The organism is Vibrio sp. V19_P1S1T109 (genome assembly GCF_002241375.1).
GTDB classification, from domain to species: domain Bacteria; phylum Pseudomonadota; class Gammaproteobacteria; order Enterobacterales; family Vibrionaceae; genus Vibrio; species Vibrio anguillarum.
In genome coordinates this window covers 1-12,716 of the sequence record NZ_NDIM01000208.1, presented here as the reverse complement: position 1 = coordinate 12,716, position 12,716 = coordinate 1, and the positions used below count along the sequence as shown (strand labels likewise).

General features: G+C 45.1%; 9 protein-coding genes and 3 tRNA genes. 6 read left to right on the top strand and 6 right to left on the bottom strand.

All coding sequences use genetic code 11. The annotated features are described in order from the left end of the window. Window positions 1-9 precede the first annotated feature (9 nt). From B9J87_RS09890 to B9J87_RS09880, 3 genes are all read right to left on the bottom strand, one after another. A tRNA-Pro gene (locus tag B9J87_RS09890) sits at window positions 10-86 on the bottom strand. 150 nt (window positions 87-236) lie between these two features. Then, window positions 237-312: transfer RNA gene (locus B9J87_RS09885), tRNA-His, on the bottom strand. Window positions 313-355: 43 nt separating this feature from the next. Further along, window positions 356-432 (bottom strand) — tRNA-Arg (locus B9J87_RS09880). A gap of 298 nt (window positions 433-730) precedes the next feature. On the opposite strand from B9J87_RS09880, the gene B9J87_RS09875 reads away from it, so the two are divergent. After that, window positions 731-1,138: a c-type cytochrome gene (locus tag B9J87_RS09875; RefSeq protein WP_088718017.1), complete on the top strand. Its 408-nt coding sequence runs from the start codon at window positions 731-733 to the stop codon at window positions 1,136-1,138. A 69-nt stretch (window positions 1,139-1,207) separates the two neighbouring features. Here B9J87_RS09875 and rep read toward each other — a convergent pair whose 3' ends face one another. Next, the gene (gene rep, locus B9J87_RS09870) at window positions 1,208-3,226 is read right to left on the bottom strand and encodes a DNA helicase Rep (RefSeq protein ID WP_017048508.1); all 2,019 of its coding nucleotides are present in this window, start codon (window positions 3,224-3,226) and stop codon (window positions 1,208-1,210) included. A gap of 139 nt (window positions 3,227-3,365) precedes the next feature. On the opposite strand from rep, the gene B9J87_RS09865 reads away from it, so the two are divergent. From B9J87_RS09865 to ubiK, 4 genes are all read left to right on the top strand, one after another. Beyond that, window positions 3,366-3,977 (top strand): TetR/AcrR family transcriptional regulator, encoded by a 612-nt coding sequence (locus B9J87_RS09865; protein WP_013855653.1) that lies wholly within the window; start codon window positions 3,366-3,368, stop codon window positions 3,975-3,977. An 18-nt stretch (window positions 3,978-3,995) separates the two neighbouring features. Continuing rightward, window positions 3,996-5,102 carry an efflux RND transporter periplasmic adaptor subunit gene (locus tag B9J87_RS09860; RefSeq protein WP_017042454.1) on the top strand — a complete coding sequence of 369 codons (1,107 nt, stop codon included), beginning with the start codon at window positions 3,996-3,998 and terminating at the stop codon, window positions 5,100-5,102. A gap of 11 nt (window positions 5,103-5,113) precedes the next feature. Beyond that, window positions 5,114-8,236 carry a multidrug efflux RND transporter permease subunit gene (locus tag B9J87_RS09855; RefSeq protein ID WP_013855651.1) on the top strand — a complete coding sequence of 1,041 codons (3,123 nt, stop codon included), beginning with the start codon at window positions 5,114-5,116 and terminating at the stop codon, window positions 8,234-8,236. A gap of 122 nt (window positions 8,237-8,358) precedes the next feature. Next, window positions 8,359-8,610 (top strand): ubiquinone biosynthesis accessory factor UbiK, encoded by a 252-nt coding sequence (ubiK, locus tag B9J87_RS09850; RefSeq protein ID WP_010319855.1) that lies wholly within the window; start codon window positions 8,359-8,361, stop codon window positions 8,608-8,610. A 192-nt stretch (window positions 8,611-8,802) separates the two neighbouring features. On the opposite strand, the gene ilvC is transcribed toward ubiK, so the two are convergent. Beyond that, a complete protein-coding gene (gene ilvC, locus B9J87_RS09845) occupies window positions 8,803-10,287 on the bottom strand; it encodes a ketol-acid reductoisomerase (RefSeq protein ID WP_013855650.1) in 1,485 nt (494 codons plus the stop codon). 143 nt (window positions 10,288-10,430) lie between these two features. Between ilvC and ilvY the strand changes: the two genes are divergently transcribed. After that, a complete protein-coding gene (gene ilvY, locus B9J87_RS09840; protein WP_013855649.1) occupies window positions 10,431-11,321 on the top strand; it encodes an HTH-type transcriptional activator IlvY in 891 nt (296 codons plus the stop codon). 65 nt (window positions 11,322-11,386) lie between these two features. Here the strand turns inward: ilvY and hemN are convergent. Further along, window positions 11,387-12,716 (bottom strand): oxygen-independent coproporphyrinogen III oxidase (gene hemN, locus B9J87_RS09835; protein WP_094150493.1); only part of this gene is annotated, 1,330 nt, incomplete at its 5' end.

Sequence of the window (12,716 nt, the reverse complement as noted above, 5' to 3'; positions counted from 1 at the left end):
AAAGAAAAGTGGTCGGTGAAGAGGGATTCGAACCCCCGACCCTCTGGTCCCAAACCAGATGCGCTACCAAGCTGCGCTATTCACCGATACAAATTCATTTTTTGGAATAAGCGATAGAGAACCCTCTGACTCCGCTATTCCTAACATCATGATGCACTATCAAACTAGTCTATTCATCGATGTAAATCTTTTTTTCTCGACTTTCATCAAGAAAGGAAACCGAAGTTACCAAATAATGGGGTGGCTAACGAGACTTGAACTCGCGACAACCGGAATCACAATCCGGGGCTCTACCAACTGAGCTATAGCCACCACTGTTTTGCCAATTTGCTACTTATTTATATAAGCATCCGGATGGCGCGCCCGAAAGGATTCGAACCTTCGACCTTTGGCTCCGGAGGCCAACGCTCTATCCAGCTGAGCTACGGGCGCATGCCCTATCGGCGGAGTGGAATAATACGGAGTTCACACTAGGGCGTCTAGTACTTTTTCAACTTTTTTTATCGTTTGACGCCTTTTTCATCAGATAACCATTATTACCTCTACAATAAGGATGTGACTCACCCCTTGAAGATCGCAACTTGTTGTTTATTGCAACAACTTATCGGGATATAATCACCCAATATTTACATTGATTTAACAGCTTGAATGGCTTTTAAATCAGCCACACTCTAAATCTAAGTATAAATAGGTAAGCATGAACTTACCTTTGGAATATAAAGTGAGTTTAATGGATATGTCTCGACGAATCATAAGCGTGTTATTCGCTGCTTTAACCTTTTCTAGTGTTGCATTGGCAACCAGCCAAGCTGAATACGATGCCATTGCTGATCGCATTAAACCTGTAGGTGATGTTTACTTAGCGGGTAGTGAACCCGTTGCGGCAGAGCCGACAGGCCCTCGTGATGGCGCGCAAGTTTATGGTACATTCTGTATCGCTTGCCACTCTACAGGCATCAGTGGCGCACCTAAAATTGGCAATGCCGAAGAGTGGGCTCCACGTATCGCCCAAGGTAAAGATGTATTGAAAAATCATGCACTGCAAGGCTTTAATGCCATGCCAGCTAAAGGAACCTGTATGGATTGCTCTGACGACGAAATCGTTGCCGCCATTGAGCATATGATTGCAGGTCTTTAATACATTAACCCCTATAAAACAAAGGTTTGGCTTTAATTCCAAACCTTTGTTTTTATTATTTTTTAAGCACTATTTCTTAAACATGGCAGCGCGCAAATTAGCAATATGACTTTGTCCTTTCGCCATTCGCTCTTCTTGACTTACTGGCTTTTTGCTCTGTTCCCACTCAACATCGTCAAAGGGTAATTCATCCAAAAAGCGACTTTGTGTGGGTTTAAGCAGTTCCCCGTATTGACGACGTTCTTTACACATAGTGAAAGTCAGTTCTCGCTGCGCGCGAGTTATCCCGACATACATCAAACGACGTTCTTCTTCGACGTTGTCCTCATCGATACTGGTTTGATGAGGAAGAATACCCTCTTCAGTGCCAATCAAATAAACGTAAGGAAATTCAAGGCCTTTCGATGCATGCAGTGTCATCAACTGAACGGCATCACTCTCATCCTCTTCTTCACTTCGCTCCATCATGTCGCGTAGGGTTAAGCGCTGTACAACTTCTTTGAGTGATTTTTCTTGTTGGTCATAGTTGTCACCTTCAAGGTCGGCCACAATCCAAGAATAGAGATCAGAGACGTTTTTCATACGCATTTCGGCCGCTTTGGGACTGGAAGAGGTTTCATACAGCCAATCTTCATAATGAATATCTCGGACTAACGATCGCACCGCTTCAACGGTATTGCCTCGTTCAGCTTGATCTGAGATAGCCACTAACCATTGCGTAAACTGACGCAAGTTGTCGAGCCCTCTTCCAGACAAATGATGCTCTAAGCCAAGTTCAAAACTGGCCGAAAACAAGCTTTTGCCACGCATATTGGCGTAACTACCCAATTTCTCTAACGTGACTGGGCCAATTTCTCGTTTTGGCGTGTTCACAATGCGTAAAAAAGCATTGTCATCGTCAGGATTCACCAACACTTTGAGGTAAGCCATGATGTCTTTAATTTCGGCTCTGGCAAAAAATGACGTTCCACCGGATAACTTATAAGGCACGCGGTTTTGCAGCAGCGATTTTTCAATTAAGCGTGACTGATGATTACCGCGGTACAATATCGCGTAATCACGATATTCGGTGCGATTGAGAAATTTATGCGCAATCAGTTCACCAGTGACCCGCTCCGCTTCATGATCTTCATTTTTCGCTAGCAAAACTTTGAGTTTTTCACCCTCAGGGATCTCAGAAAAAAGCGTTTTCTCATACACGTGTGGGTTGTTAGCAATCAGAATATTGGCCGCTCTCAAAATACGGCTGGTTGAACGGTAGTTCTGCTCAAGCTTAATCAGTTTAAGATTTGGGTAATCTTGCCCCAGCAACACGAGGTTTTGCGGTTTCGCCCCTCGCCAAGAATAGATGGATTGATCATCATCACCCACCACGGTTAAACGGCCACGTTCTCCAACCAACAATTTCACTAACTCGTATTGACTGGTATTGGTATCTTGATATTCATCCACCAGCAAGTAGCGAATGCGGTTTTGCCAACGCTGACGAACTTCGGCGTTGTTTTGCAATAACAGCACCGGCATTAAAATAAGATCATCAAAATCGAGCGCGTTATACGCTTTCATTTGCTTTTGATAAAGATCGAAGCAGTAAGCGAACAGCTGTTGTTGTTCACCTTGAGCAAAACCTTTCGCTTGCTCTGGCGTCAACATGTCGTTCTTCCAGTTGGAGATGGTGCTGAGCAATTGGCGCAGCAGATCTTTATCGCCCTCGAGCTGTTTCTCTGTCAACTCTTTGAGCAGCGCAAGCTGGTCTTGGTCGTCAAACAGAGAGAACCCCGCTTTCAAGCCCAAAAATTTATATTCCCGACGGATAATATTGAGGCCTAAAGTATGAAATGTGGAAACGAGCAGCCCTTTTGACTCAGCTTTTCCAAGCGTTTGTGCTACCCGCGCCTTCATTTCTCGAGCGGCTTTGTTAGTAAATGTAACGGCAGCAATGTTGCGCGCTTTATAATCACACTGTTGAACCAAGTAAGCGATCTTGTTGGTAATTACGCGCGTTTTACCCGAGCCAGCCCCCGCCAATACTAGACATGGGCCCGATACATATTTGACGGCTTCGTCTTGTCTTGGATTCAGCTTCATGAGGTACTCGTATCACTTTTATTTGGGCCGTCTATGATAATGCCGCGCTTTACTGATTACTACGTCATTCACCATAAGATTTTTGTCATTTTACTACACTAGTGTATTGCATAAGGGGCTATAGTTTGGTCTATAATGAATGAACGTTCATTCACTGTGGGATGTCAGCATGTCTAACTGTATTCACGTGGATAAGTACCAGCAGATATTGGTGGCTGCTGAAAAGCTGATCGCTGAATCTGGATTTCAAGGCTTATCGATGCACAAATTAGCCAAAGAAGCCGGTGTCGCAACGGGAACAATTTACCGTTACTTTGATGACAAAGATCATCTTCTCGTGACAGTTCGCTTACACGTTTGTCAGCATATTGCTGATGCGGTGCAAGCCAATATTGATGATGAGATGCCTTTGAAAGAACGCTTTAAAATGATGTGGCTTAATATCTGGGAATTAGCACAATCAAGCAGTGCAACACTCAGCAACCGAGTTCAATATGAATCATTGCCAACAACAATCAGTTGCAATGTTAAGGAACTTGAGCGAAAAATGTTTGCCAAAGTGGATTTACTATTTGATCAAGGTAAAGAGCAGGGATTATTCAAGCCGTTGGATAACCAGATTTTGTCTGCTTTAAGCTTCGAAACAACGGTCGCCCTTGCCCGTAAAAAAGCGATGGAATGTTATCAACTGGATGACAGCGCACTCAGTGCCGTGATTGACGCCAGTTGGGATGCAATTACTCAACACTAACTTGGAGTTCTGACTAGAATGAAAAAGTGGACATTCTTTATGTTACTTATCGCCTTCCTACTGTTTGGTAGCGTGATAGGTTTTAATCTGTTTAAACAACAAAAAATTGCCGAATTCATGGCCAACCGTCCTGAACCTGAATTTCCAGTGACAGTGACCGATGTAACTCCTGTTGATTGGATCCCAGTGATTGAAGCGATTGGTTTTATTGAACCCAATCAAGGCGTGACACTGACATCTGAAACCAGCGGCGTGATCGATAAGATTTCATTTGAATCAGGGACACAAGTTGAAGAAGACCAACCTTTAGTTTTGCTTGATTCTGCGGTTGAGAAAGCGAATTTAAAAAGCTCACAAGCTCGCCTACCAGCGGCAAAAGCGAAATACGAACGCTATAAAGGTCTATTTGCTAAAGGGTCTATTTCAAAAGAAGCTTATGATGAAGCCGAAGCAAACTACTACTCTTTGTCTGCAGATATTGAAAGTTTAAAAGCTTCCATTGATCGTCGTGAAATCAAAGCGCCCTTTGCTGGTGTAGTGGGTATTCGTAATGTGTATTTAGGCCAATACCTACAGCCAGGCACCGATATTGTTCGCTTGGAAGATACCAGTGTAATGCGTCTGCGCTTTACCGTTCCACAAACGGATATTTCTCGTATTTCATTAGGCCAGCAAGTGGATATTTTTATCGATGCTTATCCTAATGCAGCGTTTACAGGATCCATTACTGCGATTGAGCCTGCCGTTAGCGTTCAAAGTGGTTTAATCCAAGTGCAAGCCGATATTCCAAATAGTGACGGTAAACTACGCAGCGGTATGTTTGCTCGTGCCAACATCATCCTGCCGAAATTAGAAAACCAAGTCACGCTTCCTCAAACCGCCATTACCTTCACCCTGTATGGTGATAATGTTTACGTGTTGAAAGAAGAAGATGGCGTTAAACGAGTAGAGCAGCGCGTTGTAAAAGTAGGTGAACGCAAAGGTGCTGTGGCGCATATTTTAGAGGGTGTACAAGATGGAGACATCGTGGTCACTTCAGGTCAAGTGCGCTTAAGTAACCATTCGAAAGTTCGGGTAGTCGAAAGTAATGCGACTACACCACCTGCTGAAACACCGATGCTGTAATTGGAGGAATCATGCGTTTTACTGATGTTTTTATAAAACGTCCAGTGCTCGCGGTATCGATCAGCTTTTTGATAGCTCTGCTTGGTTTTCAAGCTATTTTCAAAATGCAGGTTCGTGAATACCCTGAAATGACGAATACCGTTGTTACAGTGAGTACAGGCTATTACGGTGCAAGTGCCGACTTAATCCAAGGTTTTATCACTCAACCTTTGGAACAAGCAGTCGCACAAGCCGACAACATTGATTATATGACTTCTTCTTCGGTATTGGGTAAATCAACGATTACCGTAACGATGAAGCTCAATACCGATCCCAACGCTGCACTTTCAGATGTGTTAGCAAAAACGAACTCGGTACGCTCACAGCTTCCTAAAGAGGCCGAAGATCCGACGGTAACTATGTCTACCGGCTCAACCACCGCGGTGCTGTATATTGGTTTCACTAGTGATGAACTTAGTTCAAGCCAAATTACTGACTATCTTGAGCGTGTATTTAACCCTCAAATATTCACCGTCAACGGCGTCTCTAAGATTGACTTGTATGGTGGTATGAAATACGCCCTTCGCATTTGGCTTGATCCAGCAAAAATGGCAGGACTACAGCTCACTGCGGGCGATGTGATGAACGTGCTGAATGCCAACAACTATCAATCAGCAACAGGACAAGCCACTGGCGAATTCGTGCTGTATAACGGTAGTGCCGATACGCAAGTGTCAAATGTCGATGAGCTGAAAAACCTAGTGGTTAAAACGGGCGACGGCAATGTTATTCGCCTAGGTGATATTGCAAACGTCACGCTAGAAAAAAGCCATGATGTTTACCGCGCAAGTGCAAACGGCCGAGAAGCGGTTGTAGCAGCCATCAACGCAGCACCTAGCGCAAACCCAATCAACATTGCTCAAGATGTGCTGGATCTGTTACCGCAGTTAAAGCGTAATCTACCAAGTAACATCGAAATGAACGTGATGTATGACTCCACGGTGGCGATCAATGAATCGATCCATGAGGTCATAAAAACCATCGCTGAAGCCGCCTTGATCGTACTTGTCGTCATTACTCTATTCCTAGGCTCTTTACGTGCCGTTATCATCCCGATTGTTACCATTCCACTATCCTTAGTTGGTGTTGCTATGGTAATGCAGGGAATGGGCTTCTCATGGAACTTGATGACACTGCTAGCGATGGTATTGGCTATTGGCCTTGTGGTGGATGATGCAATCGTTGTACTAGAAAACGTTGACCGCCACATTAAGCTGGGCGAATCACCATTTCGTGCCGCGATTATTGGTACTCGTGAAATCGCCGTTCCGGTAATTGCGATGACTCTGACACTGGGCGCCGTTTATGCACCGATAGCGATGATGGGTGGCATAACAGGCTCACTCTTTAAAGAGTTTGCACTCACACTGGCTGGTGCTGTATTTGTTTCAGGTATTGTTGCACTGACACTTTCACCCATGATGTGTTCTAAAATGCTTAAAGCGCACGAAGAGCCCAACAAGTTTGAACAAAAAGTGCATGGATTACTTGATTCAATGAGTAACCGCTACGCGAAATTACTCGAGAAAGTAATGCAGCGCCGTCCTGTCGTGATTGCCTTTGCGGTGATCGTGTTTGCCAGCCTGCCTATGCTGTTCAAATTCATTCCAAGTGAGCTTGCCCCTTCTGAAGATAAAGGCGTGGTCATGTTAATTGGTACGGGTTCTTCGAATGCGAACTTGGACTATTTACAAAACACCATGAATGACGTGAATACGATTCTGTCTGAACAGCCAGAAGTTCAGTTTGCTCAAGTCTTTACCGGTGTTCCAAGCTCCAACCAAGCGTTTGGTATTGCCTCTATGGTGCCTTGGAGTGAACGCCAGGCAAGCCAAGCTGAGGTTGCTACTCGAGTCGGCACCTTAGTGCAAGATATTCCAGGCATGGCCGTGACGGCCTTCCAAATGCCTGAACTTCCCGGTGCAGGCTCTGGATTGCCAATTCAATTTGTCATCACTACACCCAATAGCTTTGAAAGTTTGTTTGCTATTGCCACTGAAGTGCTAACAGAAGTGAAAGCAAGCCCGATGTTTGTGTACTCCGATTTAGACCTCAATTACGATTCTGCGACGATGAAAATTAATATCGACAAAGATAAAGCTGGGGTTTATGGCATCACGATGAAGGATATTGGCACGACATTAGGGACCATGATGGCGGATGGCTATGTCAACCGCATCGATCTCAATGGCCGCTCTTATGAAGTGATCCCGCAGGTTGAACGTAAATATCGCCTCAACCCTGAATCGATGAATCACTACTTTGTGCGTGCCGTTGACGGAAAAATGATCCCATTAGGGAGCCTAATTACCATTGATGTGATTGCAGAGCCGCGCTCACTGCCGCACTTTAACCAGCTAAACTCGGCAACCGTCGGAAGTGTACCGGGCCCAGGAGTTGCAATGGGTGATGCGATTACGTGGTTTGAGGATGTTGCCGCGACTAAACTGCCCGCAGGCTACAACCACGATTATATGGGTGAAGCACGTCAATACGTGACTGAGGGAAGCGCACTCTACGCGACCTTTGGTTTGGCACTCGCCATCATCTTCTTGGTACTGGCGATTCAATTTGAGTCGTTAAAAGATCCATTGGTTATCATGGTATCTGTTCCTCTCGCCATTTGCGGAGCATTAATTGCACTGGCTTGGGGCGCAGCAACCATGAACATCTACTCGCAAGTAGGGTTGATTACACTGGTTGGTCTTATCACCAAGCACGGTATTCTTATTTGTGAAGTAGCGAAAGAAGAGCAGCTACACCATAACAAGTCTCGCATCGAAGCGGTGATGGAGGCAGCCAAAGTGCGTCTTCGCCCAATTCTAATGACGACAGCAGCGATGATTGCCGGTTTGATCCCGTTGATGTACGCAACGGGTGCAGGTGCAGCTCAGCGCTTTAGTATTGGTATTGTGATTGTGGCAGGTCTTGCGATTGGTACACTATTTACGCTATTCGTACTGCCTGTGATTTACAGCTATCTAGCCGAAAAACATAAGCCACTGCCTGTGTTTGTTGAGGATAAAGACCTCGAAAAGCTAGCCAGAGTTGACGAGGCCAAAGCAGCACAACGCCGACTCGCTGAAAATAAATAACACAATATAATTAAGACTGCTTCAAAAAAGGCCACCTCAGTGGCCTTTTTCTTACCTTGAATAACGACATTCTCAGCTCAATTGCTTAGAATGGAGACAAACTGACAGGAGTGTAAGCCGCTATGTTTGACCCTAAAAAACTTGAGCAAATTGCCAAACAAATTCACGATTCAATGCCTCAACCCGTAAAAGATTTGGGTGCCGACGTTGATCAAAAAATCCGCCAAGTGATCCAAGGCCAATTAAATAAATTGGACGTGGTGAGCCGTGAAGAATTTGATGTACAGACTCAAGTATTGATGCGTACTCGCCAAAAGCTCACTGAAATGGAGCAAAAATTGGCCGAGCTAGAAGCGAAAATCACCGCCAAATAATATTGCCCGGTTGAGATAAAAATTTCCCAATAAAAAAGGCTTGGTCAACGGCGACCAAGCCTTTTGTTTTATATTGTGTTTGCTTTTGTATTTATTCTCTCCAGTCAGTCTGGAGCTTTACGTCATCATTCTCGTCATCGAAAAGGGGCGAACTCTCGGCCCCTTCTTAACCACCGGAAGGTGAATTAGCCTTTAGCCACCGACGGCAATGCGTTTCATATCTGTCATGTAACCGCGCAACTCTTCACCGATGTACTCAACCGGATGGTTGCGAAGAATTTCGTTCACTTCAATCAAGGTCGCGTTATCAACGAAATTCGAGCTTTCACCAAGGCCTTTACCAATCACATCAGTAGATACTTTTGGCATGAACTTTTCGCGCAGTAACGGTGTTGCGACATTGGCAAACAGGTAATTACCATACTCTGCCGTATCAGAAATAACCACGTTCATTTCATACAAACGCTTACGTGCTACTGTGTTGGCAATCAGTGGCAGCTCATGCAGGGATTCATAGTAAGCTGACTCTTCAACAATACCGGAAGCCGTCATAGCTTCAAATGCCAGCTCAACCCCAGCGCGAACCATGGCAATCATCAAAATACCTTTGTCGAAGTACTCTTGCTCAGTGATCTGTACATCAGACTGTGGGTAGTTTTCAAACGCAGTTTCACCGGTTTCAGCACGCCAACCCAGTAAATCAGCATCATCGTTAGCCCAGTCAGCCATCATAGTGCTAGAGAAATGACCAGAAATAATGTCATCCATATGTTTGTTGTACAGTGGGCGCATCAAGTCTTTAAGCTCTTCAGACAGCTCAAACGCTTTGATTTTTGCTGGGTTTGATAGGCGATCCATCATGTGAGTGATGCCACCAAATTTCAGCGCTTCGGTTACCGTTTCCCAACCGTATTGCAGTAGTTTACCTGCGTAACCTGGGTCAATACCTTCTGCTACCATCTTCTCATAGCACACAATCGAACCCGCTTGTAGCATGCCACACAAGATGGTTTGCTCGCCCATAAGGTCCGATTTTACTTCGGCAACGAAAGAGGATTCCAAACAGCCAGCACGATGACCGCCCGTTCCCGCCGCCCAAGCTTTTGCGATATCCCAACCTTCACCTTGAGGGTCATTTTCTGGGTGAACAGCAAGCAAAGTCGGCACGCCGAAACCACGCTTATACTCTTCACGCACTTCGGTTCCCGGGCACTTAGGCGCCACCATCACAACCGTGATGTCTTTACGGATCTGCATCCCTTCTTCAACCACGTTGAAGCCGTGAGAATACCCCAATGCTGCACCTTTTTTCATCAGCGGCATGATGGTTTCGACAACATTGCTGTGCTGTTTATCTGGCGTTAGGTTAATGACCAAGTCTGCTTGAGGAATGAGCGTTTCATAGCTACCCACTTCAAAACCATTCTCTTTAGCATTTTTATAGGACTGACGCTGTTCGTCGATCGCCGCTTGACGCAATGCATAAGAGACATCAAGGCCAGAGTCTCGTAAATTCAGGCCTTGGTTTAAACCTTGTGCACCACAACCGACAATCACTACTTTTTTACCTTTGAGGTACTCGGCTTCGCTTTCAAACTCAGAGCGATCCATAAAGCGGCAACGACCAAGTTGGTCAAGTTGTTGGCGTAGATTTAGGGTATTGAAATAGTTAGCCATGTTAGCGCTCTCCTTTAAAGATTCTTTCCATCAGGTCGGTTTCTAGAACCGAATAAACTGATACTAAAGCAGACATCAAGTTGCTTAAAGTGATATATTCACAATTAGTTATTGCAATTTATGCAACGTGATGTGATTAACTTATGAACATTAAAAACCTGCAGATGTTTATCCATCTGTGTGAGAGTAAAAACTTCAGTAAGACTGCCGCCGCGATGCACATCAGCCCATCCGCGCTCAGCCGGCAGATCCAGAAGCTGGAAGAAGAAACTAGCCAAAGCTTATTTGTGCGTGATAATCGTAGCGTTGAGCTAACGCCAGCAGGCAGTAAACTGGTTCCTGTTGCACTCAAAATCATTACAGAGTGGCAGCAATATAACGTACAAATGAAAAACCAAAACAGCGTATTACAAGGTGAAATTCGTTTGTTTTGCTCCGTCACTGCCAGCTATAGCCACCTGCCTCAGTTACTGTCCGATTTTCGAGTTCGCCATCCGTATATTGAGTTCAAACTCTTGACTGGCGATCCTGCTCAAGCGATTGATAAGATTTTGAATGATGAAGCGGATATTGCCATTTCAGCCATGCCCGAACAGCTACCAGCTCGCGTTGAGTTTGAAACGATTGGTGAAATACCCTTATCGGTGATCGCGCCGCTTGGGATCAGTAGCTTTATCGAACAACTGCAAAATGACACACCCGATTGGTCAGTTGTCCCTTTTATTGTTCCTGAAGCCGGAACGGCAAGAGATAGAGCCAATGCATGGTTTAAAAAAATGAAGATCAAACCCAATATCTACGCGCAGAGCTCAGGGCATGAAGCAATTGTTAGCATGGTCGCGCTTGGTTGCGGTATCGGCATTGCGCCGGATGTGGTGATCAACAATAGCCCGGTGAGAGATAAGATCCAACGCCTTAAATTAGCACCCGTAAAACCATTTCAGCTCGGTGTGTGCTGCAAACGCTCGCAGCTTGATAACCCATTAATCAAAGCATTGTGGGATGTTGCAGCGAATAAATACCTTACGCCATAACTCATCCCTCTTTTCAAAGAAAAAGCCACTGACGAGCAGTGGCTTTATGATTCATGGTAAGGGCGTTAAATTACCCGCGAAAATTGTTGCTGACGAGCACGAACACGCAAGTATTTATCAAAGCACATGCAGATGTTGCGGATCAACAATCGCCCGCGCAAAGTAACGCGGATCTCTTTTTCATCGACTTCCACTAACTCATCATCAATAAAAGTTTGTAGCAACTCAAGATCTTGCTTGAAGTAGTGATTAAACGTCACGTCAAACTGTGCTTCAATTTGGCTTTTATCCAATTTGAAATTGCAGATAAGCTGCTTGATCACTTCGCGACGAAGTAAGTCATCACTATCCAGTGCCACCCCTTTCCAGAGTGCATGACGTAACTCATTGACTTGCTCATAGTATTTTTTCAGCTCTTTTTGGTTCTGCGCATACGCATCCCCAATCATTGAAATGGCTGAGACACCAAAGCCAACTAAGTCGCAGTTACCTTGCGTGGTATAACCTTGAAAGTTGCGATGTAAAATGCCTTCACGCTGCGCGACGGCCAACTCATCATTGGGCAGAGCAAAATGGTCCATGCCAATGAACTGATAACCAGCACCCGTTAAGGTCGCGATCGTGTCTTGTAATATGGCCAGTTTTTCTTCCGCCGTAGGTAGATCTTCATCTTTAATCTTACGCTGCGCAGCGAACAGCTGCGGCATGTGCGCGTAGTTAAATACCGACAATCGACCCGGCTTCATCTCCAACACTTGCGCTAATGTTTTAGCAAAAGAGCCTTTAGTCTGCTTAGGCAAGCCGTATATGAGATCAAGGTTGGTTGAGCGAAAACCCAGCTGTTTAGCTCGTTCCGCCATAGCAAAAATAAAGGTTTCATCTTGCTCGCGGTTCACCAGCTTTTGCACTTCTTTGTTGAAATCTTGTACGCCGATGCTCAGGCGGTTAAATCCTTCGCTGCGCAGGTGATCAAGCATCTCTAACTCGATTTCACGCGGATCAACTTCAATACTGATTTCTGCGTCATTTTCAAAGCGGAACTCACCACGCAAAATGGCCATTAAACGGCTAATTTGCAATTGAGTTAAAAAGGTTGGTGTGCCGCCACCGAAATGCAGTTGTGTGACTCTACGGCCATGCAGCAAAGAGGCTCGTTGGCGAATCTCATGTTCGAGCACATCCAAATAGTCGTCGGCTTTATGCGAATGACGGGTAATCACCTTATTACAACCACAGTAGTAACAAAGTTTGTGACAAAACGGGATATGAATATAAAGCGAAAGTGGCCTGTCAGGGTATTGGGCACACGCCATATCATAATCGGCAATAGTAAATGCTTCATGGAATTCAAGTGCTGTAGGATAAGAGGTATAACGCGGGCCTGAATAGTTATAC

Excerpts from the sequence above, each read along its gene's own strand:
- B9J87_RS09875 (WP_088718017.1), top strand. The coding sequence starts at position 731 with ATGGATATGTCTCGACGAATCATAAGCGTGTTATTCGCTGCTTTAACC.
- rep (WP_017048508.1), bottom strand. The coding sequence starts at position 3,226 with ATGAAGCTGAATCCAAGACAAGACGAAGCCGTCAAATATGTATCGGGC.
- B9J87_RS09865 (WP_013855653.1), top strand. The coding sequence starts at position 3,366 with ATGAACGTTCATTCACTGTGGGATGTCAGCATGTCTAACTGTATTCAC.
- B9J87_RS09860 (WP_017042454.1), top strand. The coding sequence starts at position 3,996 with ATGAAAAAGTGGACATTCTTTATGTTACTTATCGCCTTCCTACTGTTT.
- B9J87_RS09855 (WP_013855651.1), top strand. The coding sequence starts at position 5,114 with ATGCGTTTTACTGATGTTTTTATAAAACGTCCAGTGCTCGCGGTATCG.
- ubiK (WP_010319855.1), top strand. The coding sequence starts at position 8,359 with ATGTTTGACCCTAAAAAACTTGAGCAAATTGCCAAACAAATTCACGAT.
- ilvC (WP_013855650.1), bottom strand. The coding sequence starts at position 10,287 with ATGGCTAACTATTTCAATACCCTAAATCTACGCCAACAACTTGACCAA.
- ilvY (WP_013855649.1), top strand. The coding sequence starts at position 10,431 with ATGAACATTAAAAACCTGCAGATGTTTATCCATCTGTGTGAGAGTAAA.